Source organism: Alteromonas sp. ASW11-130, assembly GCF_026183735.1.
GTDB lineage: Bacteria > Pseudomonadota > Gammaproteobacteria > Enterobacterales > Alteromonadaceae > Alteromonas.
Window position 1 is genome coordinate 239,134 of sequence record NZ_JAPFRE010000016.1, and the last position, 18,189, is coordinate 257,322.

An 18,189-nucleotide genomic window follows, 5' to 3' on the forward strand; every position below is an offset into this window, starting at 1 on the left:
GGCATTTACACATTGTTAGATTCAATTAAAAGGTGCATGCATTTCTTTACCGCTGCCGCCTCGACAGCATACATTCCTCGTTCTCGGTGCGGTAGAAGACGGGGTGTCAATGACTTCGTTTCACCCTGACAAATATATGGGGAATGCTCCAACATAATAATGCCCAAGCGGTGCCTGCTGCCCATCCCGCCATCACATCTGTTGGATAATGTACGCCAAGATACACGCGGGTTAAACCAATGATAAAACTTAAGAATAACGCTGTGGCAATAAAATAAATCTTCTCAATGTTTCTTGGAACCGTTTGTGCCAAAAGTGCGCCGAGGGTCATAAATACAATTGATGAAGTCATCGCATGTCCGCTTGGAAAGCTGTAAGTCATTACGTCGACTAATGCAGAAACCTTTTCAGGACGGGCTCGTTCGAAAACTTCTTTCAAATAAAAGGTGAGTGTGCCCCCTAAGATAGTGGATAGGGTAACGAGCATAGCCATTCCGTATTTTTTAATTAGCAGCATATGGAAAACACATAAAATAACTATTAATGAGAGCACAGGAATGGAACCTAAAGAGGTGATCTCCATCGCGGTTTGCTCAACCCATTGTGGACCGATGGCGTTTTCCGGGGCGGCCGTACTTCTAAAAAATGTAAGTACTTTATTTTCTATCTCCAGATAGTCGCCTTCAGGTGCATCGTCTGCTAATTCAACAAATGTCCAGATAGCAAAACTGCACACAGCGGCTACTACTAACAAAGGCAAATCTAAAGAAGAAGGGAGTTTGTTTTTTAGTTTATTTACTATCACAGACATCAAATCCTTTTTTCAAGCTTTGATTTTTTTTACTATTATTCTGAGTAAGCAGATTAGTGAATCCATTAATTCAAATTGCTCATTTACTGTGCATTTATTGCAGTGCGAAAATCAGATAACAGGAAGCAACGGATTTCATTAGACGCCACGCACGCTACTTGATACCCTCGTTTAATCGAAAGCTGTGCATCAAAAACCAATGAATGTTAAATGAGCAATAACAAAGAACAACGCTCCCCTCTCATAGTTGGGGTGGGGGCATCGGCTGGTGGCCTTGATGTATTAAAGCGTTTTTTTAATAAAGTGCCAGATGACGTTGATATCGCTTTTTTAGTGGTTCAACACCTTTCTCCAGATCACGAGAGCATGCTGGCCGATATATTAGCGCGCGAAACCTCATTTAAGTTTTGTCAGGCTAAAGATGGTCAAAAAATAGAATCTGGACAAGCCTACATTATTCCTCCTAATAAGTTTATTGAGGTAAACGATTCCTGCATTAAAGTGGTAGAGCAGACCGAACATCGTGGCTGTAGGATGGCCATCGATCATTTATTTCGTTCAATGGCTGACGTGTACCAGTCTAAAGCAGTAGGCTTGGTATTTTCGGGTGCAGGAAGTGATGGAACAGCAGGATTGAGAGCGCTAAAAGCTGCTGGTGGGCTTGCTGTAGTACAATCACCAGAAACAGCAGAATATCCTAGTATGCCAAAGTCTGCTATTAATGCAGGCGTTGTAGATGAAGTGTTACCGATAGAACAAATTCCTGAACTTTTAATTGAGTTTGGATCGCACCCTTACCATCAGCTAACTAAAAATGCTGACTCTTCTCTAAGTGACCTGAACGAAATCAGAGCGTTATTCAAGGCACAGGAAAATTTTGACCTTACCCAATATAAAGATAGCACTGTAAAACGTCGTATCTTTCGTAGAATGAGTCTGACAGGTAAGAAGCAATCTCAACATTACATAAAGTTATTACGTGACAGTCAGAATGAACGCGATGCATTAATGCGGGATTTATTGATCAATGTTACGGATTTTTTTCGTGACCGTGAAGCATTTGAAATATTAGATAGTAAGGTATTAGCTAGTATTGTTGACGAAATAGATGACGGGGAGGACATAAGAGTCTGGGTCGCTGGATGTGCCAGTGGTGAGGAAGCGTATACCTTAGCGATATTGTTAACAGAACAAATAGAAAAGTCAGGTAAAGAGCTGGGTTTGCGTATATTTGCTACAGATATCGATCAGGAAGCGATACTTGTTGCGCGGCGGGGGAGCTATCCCAATAGCATAATATCTGAATTACCAGAGCCTTTTATCAATAGATACTTTGATGTTGCTAATGATGGATATGCCACTATACGAAATAGTATACGTGATAAGATTTCATTTGCGCAGCAAAACGTTTATACGGACCCACCCTTTTCAAATTTACATTTAGTTAGTTGCCGCAATTTGTTGATATACCTTCAAAAGTCAGCGCAACAAAAAGTACTAAAATCATTTTTCTATGCGTTGGTTCCCGAGGGCTATTTGTTTTTAGGCAGCTCAGAGAGTGTTGGTGAAAAAAAAGATTTGTTTACAACACTGTCTTCAAAGTGGCGAATATACGGACGCAAAGAACGGAACGAAATTAAACATTACCCTTCGATGTTACCGACATTTTTCAATCATAAAAGTACCACCCCTAAATCGTCTAATAGACAACGGGCTAAGCAAAATAGTGAAGAAGAACGGGTATTGAAGACCTTACTGTTAGCCGTCAAGCCTTCCATAATTGTAGACGACCTCAACCGCGTAACGTATTTTCATGGAAACGTAAATAAGTTTCTTACCCTGCCTGACGGGCAGGCTGGATTAGAACTCTATTCAATGATTAATCCACAAATTCGTACGAGAATGCGAAGCGGGATATACAAGGCTAAGAAAACCGGCGAACGGGTCACCATTACCTTGCCACAATCGTCTTCAACCCAAGAGCCTGACATAAATTATCGATGCACCATCACGCCCACCTCAAGTAGTAAAAAGGGCGATGGAAGCGTCATAGTAACCTTTGAGGAAATCCCTTCCAATGAGGACTTTGGTTCAGTTAGTCACCAAATTAACAATCATGATCACGATAGTATGATTGACGCAATGGAAAGAGAGCTTCGTGAGACCAAGGATGAATTACAAAGTACTGTTGAAGAGCTGGAAACCAGCACTGAAGAATTAAAAGCGGCCCATGAAGAAGCGTTGTCTACCAATGAGGAATTACAATCTTCGAATGAAGAGTTAGAAGCTAGCACGGAAGAGTTAAGGTCCTTAAACGAGGAATTGACGACGGTAAACGCACAACTGAAAGACAAAATAGATGAATTGTCGACCACCCACGACGACATCAAAAACTTTTTTGCGAGCACTAATTTAGCCACTATCTTTCTTTCTAGTGAAATGAAGATAAAGCGATATACACCGGCAGCAGAGAGGCTATTGAAAATTGGCTCTCAAGATATCGACCAGCCAATTAATGAACTTCACCGTGAATTGCTGGATGAAGACACGTTCGAAGAGGCACAGCGTGTTTTAGATAGCCTGGAGTCCAGTGAAAAGCAAATTCAAGCGGAAAAACAATGGTACGTAAGAAAAATACTCCCTTATCAAACAGAATCCAGGAAAGTGGTTGGGGTAGTTATTACCTTTATTGACGTCACTACACTAAAAGTTACGGCTAATAGATTAAAGGCCAGTAGTGAACAGCATGCTGTAATTGCTAAGTTGGGATTAAAAGCGCTAAGTAATGAAGATACGGCCAATCTGATGGACCAATTAGTCAGAGAAGTAACGCACACGCTCCAAGCTGATTTTTGTAAAGTGCTTGAGTATCAGCCAGAACAAGAGCGGTTGTTAGTTAAAGCGGGTATAGGTTGGAATAGCGGAATTGTGGGTAAAGCCACCGTATCAGCAGATAACACGTCTCAAGCGGGTTTTACTTTGAATACCCCCGAGCCCGTCGTTGTAACCGACCTTGCTTCGGAACAACGGTTCACTGGTCCTGAATTGCTCATCGATCATAAAGTGGTGAGTGGTATCAGCTGTATCATTGAAAATAGCGATAAACCCTACGGTATTTTGGCCGTGCACACTACGGACAAACGATGCTTCAATCAAGAAGATGTTCATTTTTTGGTGTCCGCAGCAAACATTCTATCCGTCGCCTTACATCGCAAGGAAATGGAACAACAACTTAAAAATAATGAAAGTCGCTTAAGGATTGCAAAAGATTCCAGTCATATGGGAGCGTTTGAATGGGAAATTAGTACCGGTAAAACCTACTGGGATAAATTACTTTATGAAATCTGGGGTATTCGGGGCAGCTCAGTTAGCCAGGATGACTTTATCAAAGGCATTCACGTTGACGATCGTGAAGCAGTGGCGGCTGAAGTAGATGCGGCGATGGATCCAAAAAGTGATGGTCATTATCATGCGATTTATAGAGTAGTGCATTCGACTACCCAAAAAGTGACATGGGTAGAAGCTAACGGTCAGGTCGTTTTCACCGATGATCAACCAAGTAAGATGATTGGTATGGTGGTAGATATTACCCGCCAAAGGAAGCTAGAAGCCTCTCTTAAAAGTGCCATCAAAGAATTGCAGGAAGCGGATGAGAAGAAAAATGACTTCCTCGCTACCTTAGGTCATGAAATCCGTAATCCTTTAGCATCGATCAGTGGTGCGGTACAAATTATTGAACATGATAATAAAAAACTGGATTGGGCATTAAATACAATGCGCAGCAACGTCAACTTGGTGTCTTCATTACTCGACGAATTGCTAGATCTAACGCGAATTGCAAGAGGCGAAGTCCGACTCGAAAAATCGACGGTGAATGTTAATCGGTTATTGCAAGAAATTATTGAAAATTTCTCACCCGCTGTACATCAAAACAAGCAATCCCTCGATCTCGTCTTACCTGAAGACAATATCATTACCAAGCTCGATCGTACCCGTATTCAGCAAGTTATTAATAACGTGATAAACAATGCAGCTAAGTTTACTCCAGAGAATGGCAGTATCAAAGTTGAAGCGATTAAATCTAACAACAACCTGGTTATTAATGTTAAAGACTCAGGTATCGGTCTTGATATGCAATATCGCGATAAAGTTTTTGAGCCGTTTCAGCAAATAAAAGAAAATAGCGAAAGTAAAAATACGGGCTTAGGTATCGGTTTGTCTCTGGTAAAACAGATTGCCGAACTACACGGTGGCACCGTCTCCATACACAGCGACGGGCGCAATAGAGGTACATTAGTGACGCTTAGTTTGCCGATAGAGGCTGAATCGGCTGACACAGATTCAGTGCATCTGCCACAGCTATCTTATAAGAAAACATCAACGCTGAGAAATATGCAAAAGTTAAGGGTGATGTTGGTTGATGACAATGAAACGGTGGCCGACGGTCTAGGAATGATTTTGGACCTCAAAGGTTGTGATGTACGCGTTTACAATACCGGAACTGAAGCCTTACAAAACTATATCGCTTTTAGGCCCAATGTTGCGCTCTTGGATATTGGTTTACCCGATATGAGTGGAATTGAACTTATTGAACTGCTCAAACCTAATTTACCTGATAAAACACTATATCTAGCCGTTACAGGTTACGGACATTTAGAAGCAAAACGAAGTACGCAAGCGGCGGGTTTTGATGGACATCTTAATAAGCCAGTCAGCGTCGAGATTATAATTGAAGAGTTGGAAAAATTTGCCGAAACGCTTTAATTCGAACTCGTACTATTACTGACAGGCCTGATAAGTCGCTTTCATACAGCTAATGATGTGAGCCTGGTTTATGAAACCTTTCCTTACAAGCAGCAGCGAACTTAAGTCGATAATGTTGGATCGTTTTATCTGTATTAAGGATAATTAGCCCGCTATTTATTCTATTGTGGAAGCAAAGATTCAATATCCCATACTTGATAAGCGCCATCCGAGCTAAGTGTAATCAGCTCGTTATTTTCGTTTAACGATAAGGACACGGTGGTGGCTTCAGATGTAAAGCGTGTTATCTCCCATGAAGCCACTTCGTCGCCTGTTTGGGCATCCCATAGCGTAAGCACGGATTTCGGTGACGACGTTATAAGATATCGTCCTCGTTGATAAAAAATCCCCCTGCGAAAAAATCGGAAGTTTTCGAAAAATTTAAGTTCTGTAAGCGTTTCTCCACTTTCGCTATCCATAATCAAATGAGATTTGAGAGCGTCAGATATGAAAAGTTTATTGGATTGTTTATCATTTATCAGGGAAGTAACGCGACTTTTGAATTCACGTTGATAAATAATTTCCCCGTCTTCTCGAAAAGAAATAAATTTTTTGTCCCGAGCGCCCGACATAATGGTAGACGTATGCGGTAAATAGGCAAGTCGAGTGATTTGTTTGTCGTGATGCGTGTGTCGGGTAGCCAGGCCACTTTGAAAATCAACTGAAAGCACCACTCCGTCGGTCATACCGACGAGGGCTTTGTGCCCATCAGGATAAAACATCAATGAGGAAATGGTTGCACTTGGTTGATTACCTTGCACATACCAGCTCCCTATGACCTGACCATGTTCAAGGTTGACTAAAGTGATATTCCAATATCCCGCGATCGCCAACCACTGTTTGTTTTCAGATAGCTCGACGTGCTGCATATCTTCGTCACCCAATTGGGTGCGATCCCATTCGTATTTAAGTTTTTGATTAATGCTGTCCCAGACGCTTACGACCTGGTTTTTCGTTAACAATGCTAGCAAAGATGCATCGTCGGTCATCGTAGCTGACTTAAGGGGTTGTTTGGCAAAGCGGTGTAGTAGTGTAGATTCAACAGTAACGTTTTTATCGCACCCAGCGAGTAAACATAGGCTGCATATAATATAAACGATATACTTCATCGCACAGGTTACTTATGTTAATACAATGTGTTTGCAAGGGTGGCGAAGAGGAAATCATTTGTCAATAATGAGGAAGGTAAAACCCTGATTTATAATCACTTAACGCTCCATACTAAGCTTTTGCGCTCATCTAGTACTTTTTAATAACGGTTTCGTATTGGTCACACGCGTTTATAAATGTCTTTTGCTATCTTTAATATATTTCGCGAAGAGGTATTAATTATCAGCCGCAAACCAGTGGGAGAGGACATCATCATTTGTCGTTACATTAAAACAATAATTTACTTATGAACGTACTGTCGATGCAAATCTGGCAAACCCATAGGTATCACTCCATGCTTGGCGATGCGGGAAATTGCAAGGTTATTTTTGCACCATTTAAATGCGATTTTTCTATCAATAATCTTCCCTGATAAATAGTTATCAGATCAGCGACTACCGCCATACCGATACCTTGACCTTCTGCATATGTATCAAATCTTTCACCTCGTTGTATCAATTTTTCTCTAAGATGCTCTGGAATACCCGGCCCATCATCTTCAACACCAATTTCTATCCATTTTTCAGAGGATTTGAGGGTAACAATAATGACCGTATTGGCTGCCTTCGCCGCGTTATCTAAAATATTACCTATCATTTCCATGAGATCGGTTTTGTCACCATAAAACGTTATGTCATCTCCAATAACGCGAATAGAAAGCTCTTTATCCAGATAGATTTTTTTTATGGCGTGCGTAATTTTGGCAGCTATCGGCTTGATATCGATACCGGCTTGCCAGCCTGACTTCGCCATGGTTGCACGTTTGAGTTGTCTGCGAATCAGGCTATCGATTTGTTTTAAGGCGTCTCTAGCTTCATCTGGGAGGTGTTGAGAACCGAGAGCTATCGCCAAAGGGGTCTTGAGGCTATGAGCTAAATCGTCGAGGCTGTTTTTATAGCGTTTACGTTGGTCCTCTTCAATTTGCATAAGTTGGTTAATACTGTTTTGTAAGCCAGAAAACTCCACCGGATAGTTATGGGTTAACCTCGCTTGTTTACCTTTAGCAGTTAAACTAATTTCATTGATGAGCTCTCTGACGGGAGACAGCAATAAAGCCATGCCTATTAATAATAAAATGAGCAGTGCTAAAGCTAACAAAGACAACCATTGCCATACTGTTTTTAAAAACGCATTTCGTTCCTGATCAAATTTGGTCTTCTCATTAAAAATGTAAAAATGAACGGGTTCGAAGTCTTCCGTTCCGGCAAATTCAGCGGTAAATGCATAGGCAAAATGACTGCGTTTTTTATCGAATTGAGCAGTGTAGTCTTCTACAAAAAACTCTTCACCTACCGCCGGGATAGGAGGGGGTTGCGTTATATCGTAATGTAACGCAGAAGCAGATTGCCAGACAGTTTTGTCGCGAAAACGAATTAATCCAATGTAACCCGAGTCGGGCAGGTTTAGCTGCTCTTCATACAAAAGCTCAGGCATATAAGGGATATCGCCATTGAGCTCAAACGCTGAGATTAAAGCAAGGCTCATAAGCTTTAGCTCATCTTGTTTGGCCTGAGTTAAACTGGCCGTATATGCTCTATCGAGGGTAAAAACCGTCAAAGGAATAAATAGCGTAAGTGCAATAAGGGTCAGAATGATTGCACGAAGCCGAAGGGAAAGACCCTTCATAAATTCCGGTTAATCCTATAACCCCTACCTCGCAGTGTTTCGATAGGTTTGAGAGTGATGTCGGGGTCAATTTTTTTGCGCAAACGCCCTACAAACACTTCGATCACATTACTGTCTAAGTCGAAATCCTGATCATAAATATGCTCTGTAAGTTCGGTTTTTGAAATAACTTTTTGTGGATTCATCATCAGATACTGCATCACTCTGTATTCGTAAGCAGTTAATTCCAGAGCTTTGCCATTCACGCGAATTTCTTCACTGACCGTATCCAGTTCAATTGGGCCTGCTTGTATGATGGGGTTAGCTTGTCCTGATGAACGTCGGATAAGTGCTTTCACACGAGCTAATAGTTCTTCATCGTGGAAGGGTTTTGTTAAATAGTCATCAGCGCCTGAATCTAAGCCTTCTACTTTTTCTTGCCATCGATCACGGGCGGTTAGAATGAGAATAGGGCAACGTACGTTGTTTTGGCGCGCGCGTTGAATGACCTCTAGTCCATCGATTTTGGGTAGGCCAATATCAACAACAGCTAAATCGTACGGATATTCATTAAGATGAAAAAGGGCACGTTCCCCATCATCCGCTAAATCAACGCTATAGCCATTAGTTTGCATGAGGCGATCGAGCTGGGTGAGCAATCTGCTATCGTCTTCCGCTATCAAAATACGCATTAACGTTTTCTATCCTTATCCTTTGGAGGGCTAACTTCGCCCGACCGTTTATCTACGTCGACGGATACTACCCGACCTGATTTTTTTAGTACTTTGACCCGGTAGTTATCTTTATTTTTATCGATTCTCAGAATTCTGCCATTTACTTGTTGCTTGGCACGTTCTGCGGCCTGGGCTTTGTCCAATTGGCGGCCATTATTATCCTGTTGGTGCGCATACCCTGGCATGATAGACAAGCACGTCATCACTATCAAAATCATTGTATGCTGTATGAACGTTTTCATAACTCTCTCTTTGAGAAACCTGACATCGCTCTTCCTAGCGACCGTATTCCAACTAATAAGCAAACGAGCCTCATTTGCTAATCCTAGCATAGATAATTTTGATGAACATATCCTGAATTAAGTAAAGAATTCCCTTAAGTTGAGGGAGCGCGAAATCTTTAAAAGTTATTAATAAACAATCTGATCAATAAATTGTCCCGTTTACAGTGCTGAACTTATTAAAAAAATGTTTTTTCAACAAGGAGTGCGAACTATGTCAACTGATATTAGAACGAAAATGTGGAAAGCAATGGCAGAAAGTCCTAATGTCATGGTGAGTTTGGTCAACGCTAAAGACCATGCAGAACCCATGCACGCTCAACTCGACAAAGATGCTGATCACGAATTCTGGTTTTACACTAAAAAGGATAATCGTATTGCGCCCGGTGGTCCCGCCATGGTGTGTTTTACTGGCCGCAGTCATGAAGTATTCGCGTGTATTAAAGGGAATCTGGTGGAAGAAACCCGTCAGGAAATTATTGATAAATACTGGTCTAACCATGTAGAGGCCTGGTATGACAATGGTAAGGATGACCCCGCCCTGAAAATGATGCGTTTTGAATTAGAAAATGCTGAAATTTGGAATGCTGACCCTGGTATCAAAGGCGTATTTAAGTTAATGACTGGGAAGCGTATGAAGGAAGATGATATGGGTGAGCATAAGAAAGTGAATCTTTAATAGCGAGCTTTTTGGGTTTATAAAATGAGCACTAAGCCCCGTGGACGGGGCTTAGTATGGTTTTAGGGCAATACCACTTTAAACGGTTTCACCTCTACTTTTTCATAAACGTTTGCTTGAATGAAAGGGTCATCCTCTGCCCAGGCTTTAGCCGCTTCTAACAAATCAAACTCCGCTACAATAAGCGAACCTGTAAAACCTGCTGGTCCCGGATCGCTATTGTCGATGGCAGGAAACGGACCTGCCAAAATAAGCCTGCCCTCATCTTTTAACGTTTGCAACCGCTCTAGGTGCGCGGGTCTTGCTGCCAACCTTTGGTTAAGACTGCCAGCAGCATCGGTGGCATTAATTATGTAAAGCATATTAATCCTTGTTAGCCGCCGCTTTCATAGATGCAATAAATTCATCAAGCTTCATTAGCATCTGCTGTTTGTCATCTAGGTTTCTTTCAATAATATTAACCGTTGCAGAGCCGCTTATCGCGCCTGCAGCACCCGCCTTTACTGCTTGCTTAACTTGCTCAGGTCTAGAAATGCCAAATCCTAGTAGTGAGGGGGCGCTATTGGCCTGATGGAGTTTATCAAGTAGCGCTTTGGCATCAAGATCAGCATCGGTTTCTGCTCCAGTTACCCCAGCTCGACCTAGCACATACGTATATCCGCAGGATGCTTTTGCAACGTCACTTAATGCTTCATCTGAGGCATTTGGGGGAGCAATCAAAATTTGTTCAATGCCTGACTTATTTGCAGCCTGCTTAAACGGCTCAATTTCTCTTAGCGGTACGTCCGCGATTAAGATAGAGTCTACCCCAGCATCTTTCGCTTGCTGATAGAATGCATTCATGCCTTTCGCCAAAACCAGGTTACTATAAAGTAGAAGACCCACAGGAATGTCAGGATAACGGGAACGTACTTTGGTTAGCACAGCGAAACACCGCGAGGGTGTCGCGCCAGCTTTTAAAGCGCGGATGGCAGCTTTCTGTATGGTAGGACCATCTGCAATAGGATCAGAATAAGGAAATCCCAACTCTAATGCATCAGCGCCACTCTCAATGAGCTGACATATTATATCAAAAGAGGAGTTTGGATCCGGGTCGCCAATCATCACAAAAGGAACAAACGCAGCTTGATTACGTTCTCTTAATTGGCAAAAAAGTGAATTATATCTACTCATTGAACGAGTCTCCCAGAATGCTGGTTACGTGGGCTAGATCTTTATCACCGCGACCAGAAAGATTTACTACAATAATCGTTTCCTGGTCTGCTTCATCCGCCATATTCAATGCATGTGCAAGCGCATGAGAAGATTCAAGCGCTGGAATAATGCCTTCTTTTTTAGCGAGCAACTGAAAGGCGTGAAGCGCTTCTTCGTCGGTAACCGCCACATATTCCGCACGTCCTGTTTGCGCCAAATGAGCATGTTGGGGGCCCACCGCCGGGTAATCTAAGCCTGCGGAAACAGAATAGCTTTCCTCAATTTGACCTTCTGTATCTTGCATAATGTAGGTATGAGATCCATGTAGAATACCTTTGCTTCCTTTACAGATGGTAGCGCCATGCAAATGTGTGTGTAGCCCTTTCCCAGCTGGCTCAACACCTATCAGTTTTACCTCTGGTTGTTCGATGAAATCGGCGAACATACCAATTGCATTCGATCCCCCGCCTACGCAAGCAACTAACGCATCAGGAAGACGGCCTTCTTTTTGAATAATCTGTTCGCGGATTTCTTCACCAATCATTCGATGAAATTCACGTACAATGGTGGGAAAGGGGTGAGGGCCGGCAGCCGTGCCCAAAAGATAATGGGCTTTGTCATAATTAGCTGACCAATCACGCATGGCTTCGTTTACCGCATCTTTCAAGGTGCCTGAACCGGCACTTACTGGGATGACCTCCGCGCCCATTAATCGCATACGGAATACGTTAGGAGCCTGCCTTTCTACATCTTTCGCCCCCATATAAATACGAGCTTTTAAACTCATTAAGGCACACGCTAATGCTGTGGCTGTACCATGCTGACCGGCACCTGTTTCAGCAATAACTTCGGTTTTCCCCATACGTTTAGTTAATAATGCCTGGCCTAATACCTGATTAGTTTTGTGTGCACCGCCATGCAATAGGTCCTCTCTCTTTAAATAAAGCTTAACCAATGGGTTACTGACCAAATTCTGGGTTAAGGTAAGGGGGGTAGGACGGCCTGCGTAGTCATTCAGCAATCCGGTAAATTCCTTTTGAAATGTGGCGTCTTCACGGGCATCAATAAAGGCTTGTTCCAATTGGTCAAGCGCAGGAATTAATAGCTCTGGCACATACATGCCGCCGAATTCGCCGAATCTCGAGTTAAGTTTGTTCATTCTTAATCCTGTATTTACTAATAGTCACGAGCACTAGCGAACAGCGCTTTAATTTTGCTGGCGCATTTATCACCCGGTTTGTTTTCCACCCCTGAATTAACATCAATCATCCCTGCGCCTGTGGCAGCGGCCTTACTGACATTATCGGGGGAAATGCCGCCGGCTAAGATAATTTTTTGTTTATCTTTAATATCACCAATAAGTGACCAGTCAAACTGCTTTCCGGTTCCCCCAAACGAATCATCGATCTGACAGTCCAGTAAGATTTTATCGACATATTCGCAGTGATTAATTAATGCAAATTGGGTCGGTAACGCACGTTTAACACCTAACGCCTGCCAGATTTCGCATTGCTCAGGCAGTAATTGTCTAAGTTTTTTTCTAAATTCATCAGTGGTGGGGGTATGTAGCTGCACAGCATAAAGAGAAAGTCGATGGGATATGTCGGCAATTTCTGATGCGGTAGAGTCAGTAAATACGCCCACGTATGCGCCAGCGTCAAGCGTCACTATGTGCTCAGCTTCGTCTAATGAAATACTACGGGGTGATTGTTTTGCAAAAATCATCCCTACGTAAGATGCGCCATTGGCAAAAGCGATTTGGGCATCTTCCCGACAGGTAATGCCACATATCTTTACTGTCCCTAAAACTAATTTACGCACAGCAAGCGAAACATCTTCTTGCGCCATTAAAGAGCTGCCAACTAAAAAGCCATTACAGAATGGCGCGAGGGAAAGTACGTCCTGATGTGTGTAAATACCCGATTCTGAGACCACTACAAACTCGTGATTAGCATTTTTTAACATGGGAACCAAACGCGTGGTGGTTTTCAAATCAGTAGACAAATCACGCAAGTTACGGTTATTGATGCCAATGATGTTGGCTTTCAATTCAATTGCCCGCTGCATTTCGTTCTCATTACTCACTTCCGTTAATACATCGAGGTTTAATGAATCAGCCACTTTCGCCAATTGTAAGTATTCATCATCGTTAAGAACGCTCAGCATCAACAAGATAGCATCGGCACTATGATAACGCGCCAGATATATCTGCATTTCATCAATGAAAAAATCTTTGTTTATCACAGGTACTGAAACACGACTGGTGACATGGCTTAAATAGTCATACTTACCCTGAAAATACTTTTCATCCGTAAGTACGGAAATTGCATCTGCATGAGGTAGATATGCATCAATAATCTCGTCTAAATCAAACGGCTCTCGGATCAAACCTTTGGAAGGCGATGCTTTCTTACATTCCAAAATGAACCGAGTAGGAGAAGCTTGAAGCGCGTCGAATAGGCTTCTATTTGAGGGTAACAGCGTCGATCTAATATGCTCTACGTTTAGCTCACGCTTTTTGAACTCGAGTTCTCTACGCTTATTTTGTACGATTTCCTGTAAGATATTACGCATGTTGCACCTGTTGCTGGGAAAGTGATGCAACGCGTTCTAAAATCTCTAGCGCTTTGCCATTTTGCATCACCGACAATGCGAGTTCTGTGCCTTGCTGAAATGAAGACACGGTGTCAGTTAGTTTTAAAAGAGCAGCGCAGTTCATAGCAATAGCAGCACGATGCGCTTCTTTGCCTTCACCAGCCAGCGCGGCCTTAATCATTTTATAATTATCGGCAGGTTCGCCACCTTCAATCGCAGAGATAGGGTGCTCACTTAGACCAAAGTCTGCGGGGGTAACTGTCAGACGGCGAACGTCACCATGCTCTAAGTCTAAAATAATTGATTCGCCATGAAGGGCCAATTCGTCCAGTCCACTGCCATGCACAATCATTGCGCGATGCTGTCCTAATAACATCAGTGTACGCGCGTATTGCTCAAGTAAATGGGGGCTGTACACACCGAATAACCCATGGCTTGGCCGCGCTGGGTTAGCTAATGGTCCGAGAATATTGAAAATGGTGCGGGTTTTCAGTTCAGCTCTAACCGGTGCCGCATGCCGCATTCCGGCGTGATAAACTGGCGCATAAAGAAAGCAGAAATCAGCTTCATCTAAACATTTTCTTGCAGTGGATGGGGGCATTTCCAGCTCGATCCCACATTGTCGAAAAAGATCGGCCGAACCTGAGCGACTGGAGACGCTTCTATTCCCGTGTTTCGCAACCTTAACCCCGCACGCAGCAGCCAATACTGCCGCAGCACTTGAGATGTTAATGGTATTATGACCGTCGCCTCCTGTTCCCACAATATCCGCAAAGGGATAGTCAGGCGTTGAAAAAGGGGTAGCATTCGATATCATTGCACTAACCGCCCCAGCGATTTCATCGGCTGATTCATTTTTAAGTTTCAGTGCAATTAGCACAGCGGAGATAATCGTGTCTGGCTGTTCACCATGCATAATGCTGTTAAATAGCGCAAATGATTGTGTCTGGGTCAGGTCTTCCTGATTAAACAATTTATTCAGGATGGGAAAAACATCAAGCATGGTTTACCTCCTTGGACGTTAAGAACGCTATACTTTGGTTAAGCAGCTTGCTACCAGTAGCGGTTAGAATAGATTCCGGATGGAATTGAAATCCCAGCATTCGATCTTCCTTTGCCAGGACTGCCATAGGATTATCTTCGTAATAGGCAATGCATCGCAAATTTGACGGCAGCGATGTGGCGACAAGCGAATGATACCGAGCCACCATAAGAGGCTGAGGTAAGCCTGTGAAAGCACCCTCACCGGTATGTTCAATAGCTGAGGCTTTCCCGTGCATAACCACTTTTGCCCTGCCAACAATACCGCCGTAATGCTCCACAATTGCTTGATGGCCAAGACAGATCCCTAGCACCGGAAATACCCCTGCAATTTTGGCCAATAAAGCTGGCACACAGCCTGCCTGATGAGGAGCGCCAGGTCCGGGTGAAATCATCAGCAAAACCCGTTTTGAGCGAGTCTTTTCTTGCATCTTAGCGTAAATATGCGCTGCACTTACGGTGTTACGATAAATGATTAGTTCGAAATCAAGGGCGCGTAGCTCGTCGACTAGGTTGTAAGTGAATGAATCTACGTTGTCGATAAGAAAAATACACACTTCGTTTTTCATCAGGCTACTTCCTGCGTATTGTTGGTGGCTTGAACCGCGCTTACCACCGCCTGTGCCTTACTGCGGGTTTCGTCCGCTTCCGCTTGTGGATCAGAATCGTACACCACGCCAGCGCCAGCCTGAATATAGGCTGTTTGATTCCGTACAAATGCAGAGCGGATTACGATACAGGTATCCATATCGCCCCGCCCGTTAATATAGCCCACTGCGCCTCCATAGCTGCCTCTTCTTTTTTGTTCCATTTCACGAATTAGGGACGCTGCGCTTATTTTGGGGGCACCAACTAATGTTCCCATATTCATGCAAGCCTGATAGGCATGTAGCGTGTCTAAATCATTTCTTAGTTGGCCGACTACGCGAGACACCAGATGCATAACGTGGGAATAGCGATCAACCTTAAGTAAATCTTTAACATAGCGGGTCCCAGGTTGACTGACTTTTGCCACGTCATTTCGAGCCAAATCGACTAACATAATATGTTCTGCTTTTTCTTTGTCATCATTTCGTAGATCAAGTTCAACCCTGCTATCTAAGTCAGCATCGATACTACCATCGGGTCGTTTGCCTCGGGCGCGCGTGCCCGCAATGGGGTAAATCTCTACCTGGTTACTTTGTTTTTCATATTTCAAAGCGGATTCTGGCGAGGCCCCGAATATCGAGAAGTCTCTATCCTGTAAATAAAACATATAGGGGCTGGGGTTGGTCTGTTTAAGTTTGGCGTAGGATTTTCTTGGAGAGGGGCAGGGTAGTGAAAACGTTCGCGATGGTACTACCTGAAAAATATCGCCTGCCAGAATGTGCTCTTTAAGATGCAGGACATCTTGCTTAAAAACAGCGTCTGATTTATCTACTCTAACACAGTTGGAGTGGGGCTCATTCGTGGTAAGAAGTACCTCAGTACTTTTTAAGCGACTAAGTTGTTCACTGATGTGTTCCAGTTTCTGAGAAACAGAAAAATAGCTTTGAGCAACCTGTTCGCCGCTGAACACGCTGCCCAGCAATTCTGTTTCCTGCGTTTTGTGATTGGTGATAAGTAACGTCTCTGCCAGGTAGAATACATAGTCAGGACACGTGTTTTCACTTACATTAACCTTGGGCAGGTTTTCAAAAGAACCCAGCAGGTCATAAGCGAACGCCCCCCCTAGAAACACCGAGTGGGGGTGGTCCCGCAGTGCACAGACGGATTTTAAGAGTGTTCGTAATCCATCAAAAACGCTCACTGCTTTGAGGCGGCTGTCTTCATCGAAATTAGAAGGTGTATCAGGCACATTTAAGGTTACAGTGTGACCTTCTTCATTGATGGAAATGCCATGTGGACAGTGTTGCCTGAATAGAGGCAATACACTTGCCCCATTATCGTTGAGCGCTTCACAGATAACAGTGCGACCGTTACATTCGATTCGTAGTGCTGCATCAACCAGTAGTAGGCTTTGTAAATTATCTTTGCTTTCAATTTCAGCCGACTCAAGCAATAGCGAAGGTTTTCCTTTTTCACATAGCATTTCGAATGCTTGCAGAGGGTCACTCACATACTGACAACGTCGAACAATGGTTTCTACTATCCCTGGCTGATTGCCTAACTCGGCTAAACTCATTTTTTCTGCAACTCCTGAATCGTGAAAATAAAAAAGGCCCGTTAAAAACGGGCCTTTCTTTAAAAAACATACACCAACGCATGCTCCGCCCGCTAAGAGAGGGAGTGCCACCACCAGTTAATTAGTGTCATCGAAGAGACCGGGGTTGTTTGCATGGTTACTAAATACCTAATTATTAAAAATGGGTAAACTTGGTTAGGATTCGACGTGCTTAGCACGTATACTGTTACTAATAGAAGAAAACAAAAAGTCCCTAGTGTCAACTGAAAATTTTCAAAAACAGTTAAAAATTGATTTACATAGTCATACTCAGCTATCTGATGGCCAACTCTCGCCTGAAGAACTAATTGCTCGTGCTCATACAATGCAGGTAGATGTTTTAGCCATCACTGATCACGATACAGTAGCAGCACTAGAAAGTGCTCATGCGTTTCAGTCCAAGCAAAATCGCCCATTGACGATAGTCAATGGCGTAGAAATATCCTGTAGCTGGCATGGTTTTGATATTCATATAGTGGGTTTAAATATAGATCCCGCCCATTCTAATTTAAATAAGTTTTTAGCTAATCAAGCTGATATCCGCCACGATCGCGCGATTAAAATGGGTGAAAAACTGGTTAAGTGTGGTTTTGATGGTGTGACAGAAAAAGCGCTTGCTTTAGCTGGTAAAGGGCAAGTAACACGAGCGCACTTTGCCAGAGTACTGGTCGCTGATTATCACGTGGCGTCGATGGATAAGGTGTTTAAAAAGTATCTGGGTAAAGGCAAGCGCGCTTTTTACAAAGCACGTTGGCCAGAAATCAAAAATGCAGTTGCCGTTATTCAACAGGCTGGTGGTCAGGCAGTACTGGCCCATCCTGCCCACTACGATATGACCACTAAGTGGTTACGTAGACTGGTGAATGATTTCAGGGAAGCAAATGGCGATGCAATTGAAACCGTGTTTCCCGGTATAGCAGCAGATAAACGTCAAATCATAAATGAATTGGCAAAGGAACATAACTTACTTGCTTCTGCAGGCTCCGATTTTCATTTTCCTTCGCGCTGGACTGAGCTTGGACGAAATGTGCAGATTGATGACGCTCTCACGCCTGTCTGGCATAATTGGAATTTTGCACACTCTGGATAATATT

At 43.2% G+C, this 18,189-nt stretch carries 15 protein-coding genes; 3 read left to right on the top strand and 12 right to left on the bottom strand.

Translation table 11 applies throughout. The features are described from left to right. Positions 1 to 106: 106 nt before the first annotated feature. Complete coding sequence (locus OPS28_RS17065; protein ID WP_265608578.1) at positions 107 to 805, bottom strand: phosphatase PAP2 family protein; 699 nt, start codon at positions 803 to 805, stop codon at positions 107 to 109. A gap of 216 nt (positions 806 to 1,021) precedes the next feature. Between OPS28_RS17065 and OPS28_RS06170 the strand changes: the two genes are divergently transcribed. Further along, positions 1,022 to 5,575, top strand: a complete 4,554-nt coding sequence (locus OPS28_RS06170; RefSeq protein WP_265608579.1) for a chemotaxis protein CheB — start codon at positions 1,022 to 1,024, stop codon at positions 5,573 to 5,575. Between the two features lie 161 nt (positions 5,576 to 5,736). Here OPS28_RS06170 and OPS28_RS06175 read toward each other — a convergent pair whose 3' ends face one another. The 4 genes from OPS28_RS06175 to OPS28_RS06190 form a co-directional block, all read right to left on the bottom strand. After that, complete coding sequence (locus tag OPS28_RS06175; protein ID WP_265608580.1) at positions 5,737 to 6,723, bottom strand: WD40 repeat domain-containing protein; 987 nt, start codon at positions 6,721 to 6,723, stop codon at positions 5,737 to 5,739. 328 nt (positions 6,724 to 7,051) lie between these two features. Then, positions 7,052 to 8,389, bottom strand: coding sequence for an ATP-binding protein (locus OPS28_RS06180; RefSeq protein ID WP_265608581.1), 1,338 nt, complete (start codon positions 8,387 to 8,389; stop codon positions 7,052 to 7,054). Then, positions 8,386 to 9,060 (bottom strand): response regulator transcription factor, encoded by a 675-nt coding sequence (locus OPS28_RS06185; RefSeq protein WP_265608582.1) that lies wholly within the window; start codon positions 9,058 to 9,060, stop codon positions 8,386 to 8,388. Before OPS28_RS06185 ends, OPS28_RS06180 begins: the two co-directional genes overlap by 4 nt. After that, entirely contained in the window at positions 9,060 to 9,344 is a 285-nt protein-coding gene (locus OPS28_RS06190) for a PepSY domain-containing protein (RefSeq protein WP_265608583.1), read from the bottom strand. The genes OPS28_RS06185 and OPS28_RS06190 overlap by 1 nt, the downstream gene beginning before the upstream one ends. 253 nt (positions 9,345 to 9,597) lie before the next feature. On the opposite strand from OPS28_RS06190, the gene OPS28_RS06195 reads away from it, so the two are divergent. Next, positions 9,598 to 10,062 carry a pyridoxamine 5'-phosphate oxidase family protein gene (locus tag OPS28_RS06195; RefSeq protein ID WP_265608584.1) on the top strand — a complete coding sequence of 155 codons (465 nt, stop codon included), beginning with the start codon at positions 9,598 to 9,600 and terminating at the stop codon, positions 10,060 to 10,062. 62 nt (positions 10,063 to 10,124) lie between these two features. Here the strand turns inward: OPS28_RS06195 and OPS28_RS06200 are convergent, their stop codons facing one another. Genes OPS28_RS06200 through OPS28_RS06230 form a run of 7 tightly spaced genes read right to left on the bottom strand, consistent with a single transcriptional unit; the run spans position 10,125 to position 17,056 of the window. Beyond that, positions 10,125 to 10,424: a YciI family protein gene (locus tag OPS28_RS06200; protein ID WP_265608585.1), complete on the bottom strand. Its 300-nt coding sequence runs from the start codon at positions 10,422 to 10,424 to the stop codon at positions 10,125 to 10,127. Between the two features lies 1 nt (position 10,425). Then, positions 10,426 to 11,235, bottom strand: coding sequence for a tryptophan synthase subunit alpha (gene trpA / locus OPS28_RS06205; protein WP_265608586.1), 810 nt, complete (start codon positions 11,233 to 11,235; stop codon positions 10,426 to 10,428). Continuing rightward, entirely contained in the window at positions 11,228 to 12,415 is a 1,188-nt protein-coding gene (trpB, locus tag OPS28_RS06210) for a tryptophan synthase subunit beta (protein ID WP_265608587.1), read from the bottom strand. Before trpB ends, trpA begins: the two co-directional genes overlap by 8 nt. 17 nt (positions 12,416 to 12,432) lie before the next feature. Further along, positions 12,433 to 13,830 (bottom strand): bifunctional indole-3-glycerol-phosphate synthase TrpC/phosphoribosylanthranilate isomerase TrpF, encoded by a 1,398-nt coding sequence (gene trpCF / locus OPS28_RS06215; RefSeq protein WP_265608588.1) that lies wholly within the window; start codon positions 13,828 to 13,830, stop codon positions 12,433 to 12,435. Beyond that, positions 13,823 to 14,854, bottom strand: coding sequence for an anthranilate phosphoribosyltransferase (gene trpD, locus OPS28_RS06220; protein ID WP_265608589.1), 1,032 nt, complete (start codon positions 14,852 to 14,854; stop codon positions 13,823 to 13,825). Before trpD ends, trpCF begins: the two co-directional genes overlap by 8 nt. After that, entirely contained in the window at positions 14,847 to 15,461 is a 615-nt protein-coding gene (locus tag OPS28_RS06225) for an aminodeoxychorismate/anthranilate synthase component II (protein WP_265608590.1), read from the bottom strand. The genes trpD and OPS28_RS06225 overlap by 8 nt, the downstream gene beginning before the upstream one ends. Continuing rightward, complete coding sequence (locus OPS28_RS06230) at positions 15,461 to 17,056, bottom strand: anthranilate synthase component 1 (protein ID WP_265608591.1); 1,596 nt, start codon at positions 17,054 to 17,056, stop codon at positions 15,461 to 15,463. The genes OPS28_RS06225 and OPS28_RS06230 overlap by 1 nt, the downstream gene beginning before the upstream one ends. 256 nt (positions 17,057 to 17,312) lie before the next feature. On the opposite strand from OPS28_RS06230, the gene OPS28_RS06235 reads away from it, so the two are divergent. After that, positions 17,313 to 18,185 carry a PHP domain-containing protein gene (locus OPS28_RS06235; RefSeq protein WP_265608592.1) on the top strand — a complete coding sequence of 291 codons (873 nt, stop codon included), beginning with the start codon at positions 17,313 to 17,315 and terminating at the stop codon, positions 18,183 to 18,185. Positions 18,186 to 18,189: the final 4 nt, after the last annotated feature.